We start from the raw sequence: 15,310 nt of genomic DNA on the forward strand, positions 1-15,310 counted from the left end.
TGAGTGAAGTTTCCATGGGCATGAACGATGCCTTGGCAGAGGGAAGTATTCATGTTATCTAATGAGCATGAGGTTTCGTCTCAATACTTTATTTATCAGCCTATCGCTCAGGACTAACCATGCAAGCAGCTTCAACAAAATTGGACGATCTGGATCGCGCCATATTAAAAATATTAATGGATGACGCCCGAACGCCCTATGCGGAAATGGCGAAGCAATTTAACGTCAGCCCCGCAACCATACATGTGCGAATTGAGAAAATGAAAGCGGCCGATATTATTCAGCGCACAGAAGTCGTGGTAAACACCAAAAAGCTGGGGTATGACGTTTGCTGTTTTATCGGAATCAATCTTAATGCCGCGCGAGATTACCACTCAGCACTCGCCAAACTCAACGCGTTGGAAGAAGTGGTTGAAGCTTATTACACCACTGGCGCATACAATATTTTCGTCAAGTTGATGTGTAAATCCATTGAAGAGCTACAGTTCGTGTTGATTGATAAGCTGCAAGCCATTGATGAAGTACAATCAACCGAAACGTTGATTTCGCTGCAAAATCCCATTAATCGCAATGTCAATCCATAAACAAGTAAACCCCAAACTAACGTTGGGGTTTCATCCGGTCAAAATCAAAGGTGTGATGATTTATTGAGGAATCTCAATAAATCTTCAGCAGAGATGCCTTGTGCGGCAAGATCTTGAGCCATTTGTTCCACTTGCTCATGTTTTCGAGACTCTATCACTTGTTGAAACTGGTAGACCAAGTCGCGTAACACCGGCACAGGCACTTGTTTGGCTGCACTACGAATACGTTCACTACTTTGGTTGCCCAGTTCATTAAGTAACTTGCCAAACATCACCTTTTCAGGTGACTCATCAAGCTGTTCCCAAATGCGAGCCATTTCATAAGTGGTCATTGACATCGTATCGTAATTCCAAAATATCATGCAAAAATGTAAGAGTGGACAATATACACGCCTTAAACCGATTAGAAAATAGCTAACATCGTCTATTTTATTCGGTTTATTAGGTGTTGAGTGCCCACTGATGCCAACGACGACCAGCTTTAGAAAAGAGAATAAGTAGACCGGGAGCCACCAGCCACATATGTAAAGCAATCAACATTTGTGGTTCAAAACTCAATCGTTGCAGTGTACCCACCAATGCACCAGAACCACTCATTTGGAACAATCCCAATAGTGCCGCCGCCGTGCCCGCTTTGTCTCCAAATGGTGCTAACGCTTTACCCGCCGCCGCCCCTAATATCCAAGCAAACCCTATCGATGAAACAAAAATCGGTAACATAAAGGCCCAAGCAGTTTGTATGTGAGCAATCGCTATCATTAAACAGCCGGCTAATAATAAAGAACTAATGCCCAATACTAATGTACGATGAGTACCAACCCTTTCCATAACACGAGGAGCCGAGAGGCAAGCCACAATATTTACCAATGCATTCAACCCAAACCAGAAGGTAAACTGATTCATGGTAAGCCCTAAGCGTTCCATCAAGACGAGAGGCGCTGAAGTGACATAAGCCAAAATCACTGCCATAGCAAACAAGCATAAAGCAGCATGAAATAAGAAAGACGGTGTTTTCAGCACCGACCAGTAACGAGCGAGCTTAAACACCGCCTGTTTTTCTGTACTCGGGTTGGTTTCTTTCATTCGTAACCAGATCAACAAACCGACGATAGCGGCAAAGCCAGCCATAAAGCTAAAGTTTGCTCGCCAACCAAATTGCTGTGTTAGCCAACTTCCCAGAATCGGTGCTAAGGCAGGAATAAAACAGATAGCACCATTTAAATAGCTGATCATTTTGCCGCTACGTTCTGGGCCAAAAAGATCTCGAACGGTTGCAAAGGCTGCTACCGATGTTGCACATGCACCTAAGCCTTGTAGCAGACGAGCCATCAGCATCCATTCAATATTTTGAGCGCTCCACGCCAATAAAGCGCTCAATGCATAGATACCTATCCCTCCTAATGCAACCGTTCGACGTCCAAGTTTGTCAGCTAATGGGCCAGCAAAGAGTTGCCCTATACCCATCGCAAACAAAAACCAAGTTATCGTATCTTGGGCAAACGCATGTTCCACGTGAAACGATTGAGCGATTTGTGGTAATGCAGGCAGATAAATATCAATCGCCAGCGGACTAAATAAGACTAATAAGATCAGTAATCCCATTTGCTGCTGCCGCTCACTCACCTGTGTATTCACCTTCACTCTCTTTACCCATTTTTTATTTCAACGTTGAATACCTGAATCATAGGGCTATCTTGATATGAATAAAAATGGCATATAATCATGCTCATTATTCCTAATTGGAAAAACAGCATGAATATAGAAAAACTGGCACGTATTGATCTCAATTTATTGGTGTGCCTAAAAGTCCTGAGTGAGGAGTTAAGTGTCACCCGCACCGCTCAACGACTTTTTTTAAGCCAGTCGGCGGTGAGCAAATCGCTAGCGAAACTGCGCGAACAATTTTCAGATCCCCTATTCATCCGTAGCTCTCATGGCCTAAGAGCGACGCCTAAAATGCTGTTCCTCAAACCTAAACTCGATATCTTAGTCAATCAATTAGAACTGATTACTCAACCAGAACAATTCTCCCCTCAAACGAGTGAATACCGATTTCATATCGCAGCCGTAGAAAGTGTCTATCCGCTGATTTTGCCGCACTTCTTACCCGCGATTTTTAGTCAAGGGCCTAATCTCAATATCAGCACTCACACATGGAGTGAACAAACGTTCAAACAATTGCAGCTTGGAGAACTTGATTTAGGCATCACCGGAAAAGATATTGATATTCATGATGCAAAACTGACGATGCAGCCTCCGAGTGACATATGTGAGCAGGAGGTGTACCGAGATACTCAGATGTGTGTGGTCCGAAAAAATCATCCCGTCCTTAACCAAACTTGGAACTTAGAGAGCTACCTAGCTTTGCGTCATGTCCAAGTTCGTTGTGATGGTAACGATCGCTGGTTATTGGATTACCGATTGGCCGATTTAGGCCACGAGAGAGATATCGCTATTACCGTGCCTGATTTTAATAGTGCAGCCAGCCTTTGTACTTATACGGATTTTGTGTTTACTGCGCCGAGTCACTTTACCCACTTAGTCGCTCGTCAAATGGACTTGGTGGTCTTGCCCTTACCACTACAATTTCCACCGATGGCTTACACACTTTTTTGGCATCGAGACCGAGAAAATGATCCCGCCTTAACTTGGCTACGGCAGATCATTCAGCGTAAAACACTGCATTTACGTTGATTTAAACACCGATCTTAATCTTAATAAGAAAAACAGCCATTATCGTTGCGCAGAAAGTTAACAGCCAGCAGCACCTATACCCAAACAACTTGGAGTTGCAGGTAGGCGGCAAGTGAGTGAATCCCCATGAGCATAGACAGGCTATGTGATTGGGGTGAACGAACGTAGCCAACACCCCTGCAGCTTTAAGTAGGAAGGGTATAAAAAAGGAGGACATTTGCACGCCTTAGTGAAAAGGAGTAGCTTATAAAATCGCAATATCATCAAGGACCGTTAACAAGGAAACCTCCATGTCACACCCCTACACTCAACGCATGGCCAAACTTCGTGATTGGTTAGCGCAACAACACTTAGATGCCCTCATTATCCCCCACGAAGATGAATATTTGGGAGAGTACATCCCAGCTCATAATGAGCGATTACAGTGGCTAACAGGTTTTACAGGCTCTGCTGGTGCCGCTGTCGTGACAGCCGATAAAGCCGCAATCTTTGTTGATGGGCGCTATACGGTTCAAGTCACTAAACAGGTATCAAACGAACTCTTTAGCTATCAACATTTCATTGAATCCCCTTATTTGCACTGGCTCGTTAGCCACCTTCCTGCAGGCAGCAAAGTCGGCTATGACCCGCGCATGCACCGAGCGAGTTGGCTACAAAGCGCCCAGCAAACCTTAGCGGGTGAGTTACAACTAGTCGCTCTGACCGAAAACCCCATTGATCAATTATGGCAAGATCGCCCCGTTCCCATGGTTTCGGACATGCGTTTAATGGATGAAGAATATGTTGGAATCAATAGCCAAACCAAACGACAGACGATTGCTGAAATTTTGCGAGAAAAGAAAGCAAACTGTGCCATCCTGACTGAGCTCGATTCTATCTGCTGGTTACTCAATATCCGTGGGCTCGATGTCGCACGCCTGCCCGTTCTGCTTTCACATGCCATCATTTATGATGATGCCAGTGTCGATTTCTTCTTAGAAAGCAATCGAATCGTCAGCGGATTTGCCGAACATGTCGGCACCGGTGTTCGAGTTTTACCACCAGAACAGCTCCAAGCCAAACTAGAAACATTGGTAGGACAGCGAGTGATGCTCGATCCTAGCACCAGTAATGCTTGGTTTACGCTTGTACTACAAAATGCGGGCGCCGAGCTGATTAATGAAGCGGACCCTTGCTTACTGAGTAAAGCGGCCAAAAATGCAACCGAAATCGCGGGCATGAAAGCGTGCCATATTAGAGATGGTGTTGCGATGGCAAAATTTCTTTGCTGGTTAGACAGCGAAGTCTCGGCCGGAAAATTCCATAACGAAGCACAGCTGGCAGAGAAATTACATGCGTTTCGGGCAGAAGACTCCACTCTCGTCGATCTCAGTTTTGACACTATCTCAGCGGCGGGTAGTAATGCAGCCATGTGTCACTATAACCATCAAAATCAACCCGAGCCGGGGCAGCTCAATAATAACAGCTTATACTTGGTCGATTCTGGCGGTCAGTATTTAGATGGCACCACCGATATCACTCGCACGATCGCCATCGGCGAACCAAGCGAAGAAATGAAGCGTCAATTTACCTTGGTTCTCAAAGGACACATCGCCCTAGCTCGCGCTCGCTTTCCACATGGGACTTGTGGCCACCAACTGGATGTGCTGGCTCGTCAATATTTATGGGCTGAAGGATACGATTACGACCATGGTACCGGACACGGTGTTGGTCACTTCCTCAGCGTTCATGAAGGTCCACAGCGGATCAGTAAAGTGTATAACCCTGTTGCGCTGCGTCCGGGTATGGTGCTCTCAAATGAGCCTGGATATTATCGCGCCGAGCAATTTGGTATTCGTATTGAAAACCTTGAATTGGTGGTTGAGATAACAACGCAAGGTGACCACCCTATGCTCGGATTTGAATCTCTCACTCGCTGCCCAATTGATACCCGAGCCATTGATGTCAATCGCTTAACTAAACCAGAACTCACTTGGTTAAATCAGTATCATCAACAAGTTTGGCAAGAGGTTGGCCCACTGGTTACCGGAGAAGTGAAAGCCTGGTTAGAAAAAGCGACACAACCCATTTCACATCGTTAGTCTCCGAATCCGCCAACAAGTCATCGAGCGAGAATCGGTAATGGAATGACTCGAAGTGAAACCGATATAAATAAAAACAGAGGTCGACGCCATTGTCGTCCCTCTGTTTTTTTCTTCTCACATTTATCTATTATCTATCGTCTCTCGTCGATGATGATAACGTTTTACTCTCTATGGCGGAATGACTCTACGACGATGAAGATGAAATAGATGATGCAGAGCCGTTTGTTTCACGTGAAACACCGGAATAGACCTCATGCCAATCATGCCACACCGCAGCTAATCCATTCGCTTTAATCGCCGATTCGACCTCTACTGCGCTACGCTCATCACTGATCGCAAATTGTTCTAGCTCAACCTTAGGGTCAGCATACCCTCCGGGCTGAGTTTTTGATGCCGCCGACATACTGGTAATACCCAATAATGCCGCATGATCACGAAACTTAGCCGATTCACGGGTGGAAAGAGAGAGTTCCACTTGCGGACTGAATAAGCGGAAAGCACAAATTAATTGGATTAACTGCTTATCGGACATAATCGATTTAGGCTGCAAACCTCCCGTACAGGGGCGTAAGCGAGGGAATGAAATCGAATAACGACTTTTCCAGTAAGTTTTCTCCAAGTAGTCGAGATGGGCCGCGACATAAAATGCATCGGTTCGCCAATCTTCTAACCCAATCAATGCCCCTAACCCAATTTTATCCATCCCCGCCTTGGCCAGTCGATCCGGTGTGGTTAAGCGAAACTCAAAATCCATCTTCTTGCCACGCAAATGATGCTCGGCGTAAGTCGAAGGATGGTAGGTCTCTTGATACACCATGACCGCATCTAAACCGAGTGTTTTGAGTTCAGCATAGTCTTGCTGCTCTAACGGCTGCACTTCCATGGCCAAATAATGAAAATGAGGCTTAATGAGCGGAAGCATTTGCCGGAAATAGTGCATGCCAACTTTGGTTTCATGCTCCCCCGTAACCAGCAAAACACTATCAAACCGCATGGACTTAATCGCTGCTATCTCCTGTGTTACTTCTTGTTCGTTCAACGTTTTACGTTTAATGCGATTTTCCATCGAAAATCCACAATAGGTACACGCGTTAGAACACAAATTCGAGAGATAAAGCGGCACATACAACGACATGGTATGACCAAAACGCTGACGTGTAGCCGCGTAAGAAAGCTGTGCCATCTGCTCTAGATAAGGCTCTGCCGCAGGAGAAATTAATGCCTGAAAATCGGCTAAGTTTCTGACCGATTTTGACAGTGCACGTTCAACATCTACACGGGTTTTACTCTGTACAGAGAGCTTGATGTCATCCCAATCCAGTTGGTTAAATCGTTCAATAAAGCTCATCATTCTTCATCCAAAAAAGCGGTGAACGGACTGGAAGCCACGGCCTGTAACTTTTGCCCAGCTACCCCAGCTTGATAGGCTAACCGCCCAGTCTCAACCGCTTGTTTAAACGCTTTTGCCATCAAGACGGGATTTGCCGCAGTAGCAATGGCCGTATTGACCAGCACCGCATCCGCACCCATTTCCATCGCTAATAGCGCGTCCGAAGGCGCACCAATTCCCGCATCAATAATGACCGGTACTTGCGCTTGCTCGATGATGATTTCCAAAAATCGTCTGCTGATTAACCCTTGGTTACTGCCAATAGGAGCAGCAAGCGGCATTACTGCTGCGCACCCCACTTCTTCTAACCGTTTACAGAGCACGGGGTCAGCATGACAATACGGCAGCACGGTAAACCCCTGCTTAACCAGTTGCTCTGCCGCTTGCAGTGTTTCGATGGGATCGGGCATCAGATATTTAGGATCGGGATGAATTTCTAATTTCAACCAGTTCGTTTCCAAAGCTTCACGAGCCAGTTGCGCAGCATAAATCGCCTCACGTGCAGTTTTCGCTCCTGAAGTATTGGGCAGTAAATTGACCCCCGCCTGAATCAGCGGCGCAAGAATGTCATCTTCACGGCTTTTTAAATCGACCCTTTTTAATGCCATCGTCACCAGTTGTGATTCACTCGCTTGGATCGCTTGAGCCATAACATGGCTATTTGCAAACTTACCCGTACCAGTCAGTAAGCGAGATTGAAAGGTTTTTCCTGCTATACTCAACATGTTTAGCCTCCTGCGATGGCTTGAAAAAGAGAGATTTGGTCGCCGTCATTCAAATAGGTTTTTGCCCATAATCCTTTAGGAATAATGTTGTCATTAATGGCAAAAACACAGCCTAGGGTGGGAAGTTGCAACTCCTCTTGTATTTGCTGCAACGTTCGCCCTTGAGCCACCTGCTGTGGCTGCTGGTTAATGGTAATCACCACCGTCATAAGCCCTCCTTTTGCTGAACATGAGCGGATGCTCGATGATTTAGGTGTGATGAACAAATGGAACAATCGGGGTCAGGCGTGAGCAGCCACTGCTGCCAACTCAAATGCCGTCCATCAAACTGGTGGAACTGAGAAAAAGGAACGTTATCCATCTTCATTAACGCCTGTAATGCCAATAACGCTTGTAAGTTACCTATCGTTCCCACCACAGGCCCCATCACTCCGCTATCAGAACAGCGTTGACTCATTTGCTGCTCTTGTGGAGCAAAACAGGCATAACAGCCTGAATTTGGCTGAGTAAAATCAAAGCCAATGAGCTGCCCTTGCCAACCAATGGCAGAGCCTGAAATCAATGGGACACCTTGCTCATAGCACACTTGGTTGATGCTATGACGAGTCAAAAAATTATCACTGCAATCCAACACCACATCAGCCAACGCCGCCTCTAAGGTTAATAACGATTTATCCATCCGCCGATTCACTGGGCGAATTTTGCATTCAGGATTTAATTGTGCCAAAGACTCTGCCAATGCTGAGACTTTCGCCATTCCGATCTGCGGCGTTCTAAAACCGATTTGCCGAGCCAGATTTGACTCTTCAACAAGATCATCATCCGCAAGAACTAATTTACCCACACCCGCAGCAGCCAAATACAGTGCCGCGGCATTTCCTAATCCACCACACCCAATCAGTAATACGCTGCGGTTAAGCAAATATGCTTGTCCTTGCTCACCCACTTCGTTTAAGCAAATTTGTCGCTGATAACGCAAAAATTGTTTATCCGATAACATCCGTGACCTCCGATGGATGACTCACTGATCCAAGCGTCAAATTTAAGTTTTGGGAGAAACTCGCTTGTAACTGTTGAACCGCTAACTGGGTATCAGCGGCTTGAGTCACCGCGCGCACCACAGCGACACTGGTAACACCACAATTCACAACGGACTGGATATTACTCAAATCAATTCCCCCAATAGCAACACTTGGCATGCCTTGCTTTTCTCCATAAGGCATGGTGTTGAGTAACTGTTGATACAAAGCCAAGCGAACTAAGCCTTGCGGCTTAGAAGGCATTTGTTTCGTGGTGGTGGGAAAGATATGCCCAAGGGCAATATAGCTGGGCTGAAACTGCTGAGCATAAAGCAATTCAAAGTAGCCATGGCTGGATAACCCTAAGCGAATATCAGCCTTGGCAAGCGCTTGAATATCGGCCGTTTGTAAATCCTCTTGCCCAAGATGGACGCCAAATGCGCCATGTTTTATCGCCAATTGCCAATAGTCATTAATAAACACTTGCGCCTGATACTGCCGCCCTAATGCAATGGCTTGGATAATTTGCGGTTCTAAGTTCAGTTGCTGCGGATGTTTAATTCTCAACTGAACGGTTTTAACCCCAAGTTGCAGTAATCTATCAACCCAACCAACATCATCCACCACAGGGTATAGCCCTAAACTCTCCTTCTGTAATGGTGGAAATGCGAGTGTTCGAAAGGCATTGGCAGAAAATAAATAAGGAACCGGAAAATCTTGATACTCGGTCGGCCATGTTTCACGTGAAACCTTTAATGCAGCTCGCGCAAGTGTCAAGGCATCATGCAGAGGGAAATCCAAACTCAATGCCGCCATTAACCAAGCAAGGTGTCGCCACGCTTGTGGCGGCTCCAAAACCGAAACAGAGGTGAGCCCATAGTGAACCCCTTGTTGTTGCCAAAAATCAGCGACTTTACCTTGGACATGGCCACCAATAGTAATGCTATTCTCGTCCACTTCTGGGTTTGAAGTGGATGAAAAATAACGTATCACACGCTCATTCGCACCTTGGGGTTGATCAATATGAGCAAAGAGATCGCAAGAGAAAGAGGAAGTGGTATCAGCAACAAGCTGCAACGATGGCGTTGGGCTTACACCCAACACCACCGATTCAATCGCAAATCCTTGTTGCTGAGCAAGCCGTAAAACTTGCTGCACCTCTCCCGTCAGCGCAATACAATGCGAGGGGATCAGTAACTTCACAAGCTTACTCCTCAGTACTAACAGCAGGATGGTATAACTCTGATCCCGCCGCACGAAATTCCTGTGATTTTTTCGCCATGCCTTGTAATGGATCATCCAACAGGGTGACGGAAATGGCTTGATCAGCCGCAACCTGCTGCGGATTATTGGCGTATTCCCGTACCTCTTGAGAGATTTTCATTGAACAAAATTTAGGGCCACACATAGAACAAAAGTGAGCCACTTTGCCCGATTCTTGCGGTAAAGTTTCATCATGGAAAGCTTTGGCCGTTACGGGATCAAGTGACAAGTTAAACTGGTCTTCCCAACGGAACTCAAAACGAGCTTTCGATAACGCATTATCACGGAGCTGCGCACCCGGGTGACCTTTTGCTAAATCAGCGGCATGGGCGGCAAGTTTGTAGGTAATTAAACCCGTTTTAACATCTTCTTTATTGGGTAAGCCTAAGTGTTCTTTCGGGGTTACATAACAGAGCATGGCACACCCAAACCAACCGATCATCGCCGCCCCAATACCAGAAGTAATGTGGTCATAGCCCGGTGCAATATCCGTGGTTAAAGGACCAAGGGTATAAAATGGCGCTTCATGGCAATACTCAAGCTGCTCATCCATATTGGCTTTAATCATATGCATCGGCACATGTCCCGGCCCTTCGATCATCACCTGAACATCATATTCCCAAGCAATTTTTGTCAGTTCACCTAGGGTATGTAACTCGGCAAATTGTGCTTCATCATTGGCATCGGCAATCGACCCGGGACGCAGCCCATCTCCCAGCGATAACGCCACATCGTATTGCGCACAGATTTCACAGATTTCTCGAAAATGGGTATAGAGGAAGTTTTCTTGATGGTGTGCTAAGCACCATTTAGCGATGATAGAACCACCACGAGAGACAATTCCTGTTACTCGTTTGGCGGTCATGGGAACATAGCGTAATAACACCCCAGCATGAATGGTAAAGTAATCGACTCCTTGTTCGGCTTGCTCAAGCAAGGTATCGCGCATGACTTGCCAAGTCAGATTTTCAGCAATCCCATTCACTTTTTCTAAGGCTTGATACATAGGCACTGTACCAATTGGAACCGGACTATTGCGTAAAATCCACTCCCGAGTTTCATGAATATTTCGCCCTGTGGAGAGGTCCATCACCGTATCGCCTCCCCAGCGAGTCGACCACACCAGCTTTTCTACCTCTTCTTCAATCGAAGAGCTAACGGAAGAGTTACCAATATTGGCGTTCACTTTCACCAGAAAGTTGCGGCCAATAATCATCGGCTCCGATTCTGGGTGGTTAATATTACATGGAATGATGGCTCGCCCTTCAGCCACTTCCTGACGAACAAACTCAGGGGTGATCTCTTTGGGTAAATAGGCGCCAAAGTTTTGTCCAGGATGCTGGCGGTTCAATTGCTCATCCTGATAGTGACGACGCCCCATATTCTCACGTAAAGCGATAAACTCCATCTCTGGCGTAATGATCCCTTGCCGCGCATAGTGAAGCTGAGTCACTCGTTGCCCTGTTTTCGCACGGCGAATTTCGGGTAAATTCCCATAACGCAGTTCATCAAGGGTTTCATCGGCTAAACGTTCACGAGCAAAGTGTGAACTCATTTCAGGCAAGATTTCCGTATCTTGCCGTTCTTCAATCCATGTTTCGCGTAGCTTAGGTAAACCTTTTTGTAAATCAATCACATAATCGGGATCGGTATATACACCAGAAGTATCATAGACAGGAATCGGGGCATTGCTGGAAAAAATCGGCGCTTGTTTTGTGCCACCAATCAGGCTATCGGCCAGTGAAATCTCACGTATGGGAACACGAATATCCTGCCGAGAACCGGTGACATACACTTTTTTCGAATTGGGATACGGTTGTACAGAGAGGGTTTCAATAAACTGTTTAGCTTCCAGTCTCGCTTGTTTACGAATCGACATAGCATTTTCCTTGGTTAACAATTAGGGATAAATGCTTGGCGGAAAGATGCGACAAGAGGGGATGACAAATAGGAGATGGATGAATAGAAGGATAGATAGACATCCAGATTGTCTTCTCTTGTTCCCTTCGCAGGTTCTAGCCTGATCAGGTTCAACGGATCCCGAATTAACGGTCTCAGCCTTATGGCACTCCGACAAGTGAGGCTTAGGATACAATATTCATCAAATTAAGCAATGTGAACTCAACGTTAAAATGGTTAATCTTTATCCTTTTTTTTGCTGCTCATCACTTGCCCAAGCGTTTCAGCAATACGTTCTGGTTGATAAGGGTATAACCGCTTTGCTACCGCAATTTTCTGTGACCCATAAATACCAGAATGGCCACTCGCGTAATAAGCAATAAAACAAACTAATGCAAAATAGATCAAATGATCGGCACCAAAGAGTTCAACCCCCATAATAATACAAGCTAACGGGGTGTTGGCGGCCGCCGCAAAAACCGCCAAAAATCCTAAAGCGGCAAATAATTCAACCGGCGCACCAAATAACCAAGCAAGAAAATTACCTAATGTGGCCCCAATAAAAAATAATGGCGTGACCTCTCCCCCTTTAAATCCAGCCGCTAATGTTATGGCCGTTAAAAGAAGTTTGATAATCCAACTGTTCCACTCAGCCCCCCCCACTTCAAATGCAGAAGTAATACTGACACCACCTTCTCGGCTAGGGTAAACCCCCAATCCAAGGTAATCATGATTACCGATCAGCGTCGCCAAGAGGATGATCAAGACTCCCCCCACAAACACTATCGTATAAGGGTTGCGTAACCATCGAGTGAAGAAAATTTTTAGCCCAGCCGTCAATTCACTAAACAATAAGCCAGCCAACCCAAAGAGAACTCCCGCCACAAGAATTTTCCCTGTGAGGATAAAATCAATAGAAATCGGATTTTGAAATAAGGTATTAAATTCTGCGAAGCCAATATTGTAATGCGTATGATGGGCACCAACGGCACTACAAACCACATCCGCTAAAATGGCGGCGATCAGCGCGGGTAATAAAGCTTGGTATTTAATGCGGCCAACCGCTAACACTTCTACCGCAAAAATAGCACCAGCAAAAGGGGTACCAAAAACCGATCCAAATCCGGCCGCAATCCCAGCAACAAGAATCGATCGATGATCTGAGTCATCAAGATGAAAAACGCGACTAAACCAAGCAGAAACCGCCCCGCCGATTTGTACTGCGGTTCCCTCCCTCCCTGCCGAGCCCCCAAATAGATGGGTCACGACCGTTGCCAGCAAGACAAAAACACTCATACGAAATGGAATTTTTTGATCTGAATTATGTACCTGTTCAATAATCAAATTATTACCACGTTCAGAGACGCTTCCCCACTGACGATAGATAAAGACCAGTACTAGCCCAGCAAAAGGTAAGAGGTAGAGTAAAAAGGAATGTTCAATTCTCGCCTGAGTGGCAGCCTCTAAGGCCCATAAGAAAAAAGCATTCATCAGACCAACCAGAATGGCAACTGGGGTCACAAGTAATGTCCAACGCAACGTTTGGAATAAAACGTGCGGTAAATGCTCTAAAGATCTCGAATACAAAAGATACACTCTCAATAGTTATGCATACAAAAAGTGGGTTCAGTTTAGCACTGAATGCTTAAAGAGAAAGAAAGCTCTTTTATCTACATCGGTCAAGATAAATAACGATGACAGATAAAATTGAGCAGGTACTTCCCTTACTTTTATCCATAAAAATAAAAGGTTACAGGAGTCACTTTCCTTTATAAAACCATCCACATCAATCGTGATGAACGGCAATCTTACGTTCAATGCCTCAACTCAACATAAATAAAGCTGCACACATTGGTTAACGCAATGTGTGCAGTGACCATCACTCAGTAAGATTGCTCAATCGCAACGGCTATCGCTACGGTTGCTCCGACCATAGGATTATTGCCCATGCCAATTAACCCCATCATTTCCACATGCGCAGGAACTGAAGAAGAACCAGCAAACTGGGCATCACTGTGCATTCTTCCCATGGTATCCGTCATGCCATAAGAGGCAGGCCCAGCCCCGACGTTATCAGGGTGTAAGGTTCGACCGGTTCCTCCCCCGGAAGCCACAGAAAAATACGGTTGATTGCACTCCATCCGTTCTTTTTTATAAATCCCCGCGACCGGATGCTGAAAACGCGTTGGGTTGGTCGAATTTCCAGTAATAGAAACATCCACGTTTTCTCGATGCATAATAGCGACACCTTCACGAACATCATCTGCGCCATAGCAAAGAATCTCCCCTCGTGCAGAGGAAGAAAACCGCTTACGAAGCACTTCTTGTAATTCACCTGAAGTATAATCAAACTGAGTTTGAATATAGGTAAAGCCATTCACCCGAGAGATTAAATACGCCGCATCTTTTCCTAACCCATTTAAAATGACTTTTAATGGCTGCTTTCGCACTTTATTAGCATTCAACGCAATTTTTATTGCCCCTTCTGCCGCCGCAAAGGATTCATGACCCGCTAGAAAACAGAAACACTGGGTCTGCTCATTAAGCAAGCGAGCAGCAAGGTGCCCATGCCCTAAACCTACTTGTCGCTGCTCAGCAACAGAGCCGGGAATACAAAACGCCTGTAAACCTTCACCAATATCATCCGCAGCGAGACTCGCTGTTTTTGCCCCTTTTTTTAAAGCAATCGCCGCACCCAGTGCATAAGCCCACTGAGCATTATCAAAAGCTATCGTTTGGGTTTCTCTAACCATCGCCCTAGGGTCAACATGATGTGCTAGACAAAATTGCTCCGCTTCCTCAAGAGAATGCCACCCATACTGGTTAAGCGTTTGCTGTATTTTCTTCTCACGACGATCATAATTTTCAAATTTAGGCATCTTCGCCTCCTCAATAATTTATCGCTTTATCAATAGGATCAACCACTATTGCTGACGTGGGTTAATGATTTTCCGAGCTTCATCAAATCGACCATAAGTTCCTGAAGCGGCTTGTAATGCCTTATCGGCAGCCTCTCCCTCTTGAATTAAAAGCATCATTTTTCCTAAGTTAACGTATTGATAACCGATAATTTCATCCTGTTCGTCAAGAGCTAAAGATTGAATATACCCTTCGGCCATTTCCAAATATCTCGGCCCTTTTTGCTTTGTGCCATAGTGCGTTCCTACCGCACTACGCAAGCCTTTACCCAGATCTTCTAAACCAGCACCAATGGGTAATCCCCCTTCAGAAAAAGCGGTTTGAGTACGCCCATAAGCAAACTGCAAAAAAATTTCACGCATTGCGACATTAATGGCATCACACACTAAATCGGTATTCATCGCTTCTAACAGCGTTTTACCCACCAATATTTCAGAAGCCATCGCGGCTGAGTGTGTCATGCCTGAGCAACCAATCGTTTCGATCAATGCTTCTTCAATAATGCCAGATTTAACATTTAGGGTAAGTTTTGCTGCCCCTTGCTGCGGAGCACACGTTCCAACCCCATGGCTCACACCAGAAAGCATAATCACCTCTTTCGGTGATACCCATTGACCTTCAACGGGAATAGGGGCAGAGGGGTGAACATGTCCCTGAGCAATAGGGCACATAGACTGAACTTCAGAGGTGTAGATCATTGCTTAACTCCTAATTGAGGTATAGGACTGCAATG

Annotated in this window: 14 protein-coding genes and 1 riboswitch; of the genes, 3 read left to right on the forward strand and 11 right to left on the reverse strand. The window is 45.7% G+C overall.

The annotated features are described in order from the left end of the window. Nucleotides 1-119: 119 nt before the first annotated feature. On the forward strand, nt 120-584 hold the full coding sequence (asnC, locus tag B5D54_RS12165) for a transcriptional regulator AsnC (protein WP_078926814.1): 465 nt from the start codon (nt 120-122) through the stop codon (nt 582-584). 44 nt (nt 585-628) lie between these two features. On the opposite strand, the gene tsrA is transcribed toward asnC, so the two are convergent. Then, nucleotides 629-922, reverse strand: a complete 294-nt coding sequence (tsrA, locus tag B5D54_RS12170; RefSeq protein WP_078926815.1) for an H-NS-like global regulator TsrA — start codon at nt 920-922, stop codon at nt 629-631. Between the two features lie 103 nt (nt 923-1,025). Beyond that, nucleotides 1,026-2,186, reverse strand: a complete 1,161-nt coding sequence (locus tag B5D54_RS12175) for a multidrug effflux MFS transporter (protein WP_115174043.1) — start codon at nt 2,184-2,186, stop codon at nt 1,026-1,028. A gap of 150 nt (nt 2,187-2,336) precedes the next feature. Between B5D54_RS12175 and B5D54_RS12180 the strand changes: the two genes are divergently transcribed. Next, on the forward strand, nt 2,337-3,278 hold the full coding sequence (locus B5D54_RS12180) for a LysR family transcriptional regulator (protein ID WP_078926870.1): 942 nt from the start codon (nt 2,337-2,339) through the stop codon (nt 3,276-3,278). Nucleotides 3,279-3,568: 290 nt separating this feature from the next. Then, entirely contained in the window at nt 3,569-5,359 is a 1,791-nt protein-coding gene (locus B5D54_RS12190) for an aminopeptidase P family protein (RefSeq protein ID WP_078926818.1), read from the forward strand. Between the two features lie 187 nt (nt 5,360-5,546). Here the strand turns inward: B5D54_RS12190 and thiH are convergent, their stop codons facing one another. The 9 genes from thiH to B5D54_RS12235 all read right to left on the reverse strand — a co-directional run bounded on the left by thiH (nt 5,547) and on the right by B5D54_RS12235 (nt 15,275). Further along, nucleotides 5,547-6,710 carry a 2-iminoacetate synthase ThiH gene (thiH, locus tag B5D54_RS12195; protein WP_078926872.1) on the reverse strand — a complete coding sequence of 388 codons (1,164 nt, stop codon included), beginning with the start codon at nt 6,708-6,710 and terminating at the stop codon, nt 5,547-5,549. Next, entirely contained in the window at nt 6,710-7,477 is a 768-nt protein-coding gene (locus B5D54_RS12200; RefSeq protein WP_078926819.1) for a thiazole synthase, read from the reverse strand. The genes thiH and B5D54_RS12200 overlap by 1 nt, the downstream gene beginning before the upstream one ends. 2 nt (nt 7,478-7,479) lie before the next feature. Beyond that, a complete protein-coding gene (gene thiS / locus B5D54_RS12205; RefSeq protein WP_078926820.1) occupies nt 7,480-7,686 on the reverse strand; it encodes a sulfur carrier protein ThiS in 207 nt (68 codons plus the stop codon). Continuing rightward, on the reverse strand, nt 7,683-8,477 hold the full coding sequence (locus tag B5D54_RS12210; RefSeq protein ID WP_078926821.1) for a HesA/MoeB/ThiF family protein: 795 nt from the start codon (nt 8,475-8,477) through the stop codon (nt 7,683-7,685). Before B5D54_RS12210 ends, thiS begins: the two co-directional genes overlap by 4 nt. Continuing rightward, nucleotides 8,464-9,699, reverse strand: coding sequence for a thiamine phosphate synthase (locus B5D54_RS12215; RefSeq protein WP_078926822.1), 1,236 nt, complete (start codon nt 9,697-9,699; stop codon nt 8,464-8,466). The genes B5D54_RS12210 and B5D54_RS12215 overlap by 14 nt, the downstream gene beginning before the upstream one ends. A 4-nt stretch (nt 9,700-9,703) precedes the next feature. After that, a complete protein-coding gene (gene thiC, locus B5D54_RS12220; protein ID WP_078926823.1) occupies nt 9,704-11,638 on the reverse strand; it encodes a phosphomethylpyrimidine synthase ThiC in 1,935 nt (644 codons plus the stop codon). Between the two features lie 105 nt (nt 11,639-11,743). Further along, a riboswitch (TPP riboswitch) is annotated at nt 11,744-11,842 on the reverse strand. 53 nt (nt 11,843-11,895) lie between these two features. Beyond that, nucleotides 11,896-13,245 carry a voltage-gated chloride channel family protein gene (locus B5D54_RS12225; protein WP_115173945.1) on the reverse strand — a complete coding sequence of 450 codons (1,350 nt, stop codon included), beginning with the start codon at nt 13,243-13,245 and terminating at the stop codon, nt 11,896-11,898. 296 nt (nt 13,246-13,541) lie between these two features. After that, complete coding sequence (locus tag B5D54_RS12230) at nt 13,542-14,537, reverse strand: GGGtGRT protein (protein WP_078926824.1); 996 nt, start codon at nt 14,535-14,537, stop codon at nt 13,542-13,544. Nucleotides 14,538-14,582: 45 nt separating this feature from the next. Continuing rightward, the gene (locus B5D54_RS12235) at nt 14,583-15,275 is read right to left on the reverse strand and encodes an iron-sulfur cluster assembly scaffold protein (protein ID WP_078926825.1); all 693 of its coding nucleotides are present in this window, start codon (nt 15,273-15,275) and stop codon (nt 14,583-14,585) included. Between the last annotated feature and the right edge of the window lie 35 nt (nt 15,276-15,310).

It is taken from the genome of Vibrio cincinnatiensis DSM 19608 (assembly GCF_900167345.1).
Classification (GTDB): Bacteria; Pseudomonadota; Gammaproteobacteria; order Enterobacterales; family Vibrionaceae; genus Vibrio; species Vibrio cincinnatiensis.

Excerpts from the sequence above, each read along its gene's own strand:
- B5D54_RS12200 (WP_078926819.1), bottom strand. The coding sequence starts at position 7,477 with ATGTTGAGTATAGCAGGAAAAACCTTTCAATCTCGCTTACTGACTGGT.
- B5D54_RS12180 (WP_078926870.1), top strand. The coding sequence starts at position 2,337 with ATGAATATAGAAAAACTGGCACGTATTGATCTCAATTTATTGGTGTGC.
- B5D54_RS12230 (WP_078926824.1), bottom strand. The coding sequence starts at position 14,537 with ATGCCTAAATTTGAAAATTATGATCGTCGTGAGAAGAAAATACAGCAA.
- tsrA (WP_078926815.1), bottom strand. The coding sequence starts at position 922 with ATGTCAATGACCACTTATGAAATGGCTCGCATTTGGGAACAGCTTGAT.
- B5D54_RS12235 (WP_078926825.1), bottom strand. The coding sequence starts at position 15,275 with ATGATCTACACCTCTGAAGTTCAGTCTATGTGCCCTATTGCTCAGGGA.
- asnC (WP_078926814.1), top strand. The coding sequence starts at position 120 with ATGCAAGCAGCTTCAACAAAATTGGACGATCTGGATCGCGCCATATTA.
- B5D54_RS12190 (WP_078926818.1), top strand. The coding sequence starts at position 3,569 with ATGTCACACCCCTACACTCAACGCATGGCCAAACTTCGTGATTGGTTA.
- B5D54_RS12175 (WP_115174043.1), bottom strand. The coding sequence starts at position 2,186 with ATGGGATTACTGATCTTATTAGTCTTATTTAGTCCGCTGGCGATTGAT.
- B5D54_RS12210 (WP_078926821.1), bottom strand. The coding sequence starts at position 8,477 with ATGTTATCGGATAAACAATTTTTGCGTTATCAGCGACAAATTTGCTTA.
- thiH (WP_078926872.1), bottom strand. The coding sequence starts at position 6,710 with ATGAGCTTTATTGAACGATTTAACCAACTGGATTGGGATGACATCAAG.
- thiS (WP_078926820.1), bottom strand. The coding sequence starts at position 7,686 with ATGACGGTGGTGATTACCATTAACCAGCAGCCACAGCAGGTGGCTCAA.
- thiC (WP_078926823.1), bottom strand. The coding sequence starts at position 11,638 with ATGTCGATTCGTAAACAAGCGAGACTGGAAGCTAAACAGTTTATTGAA.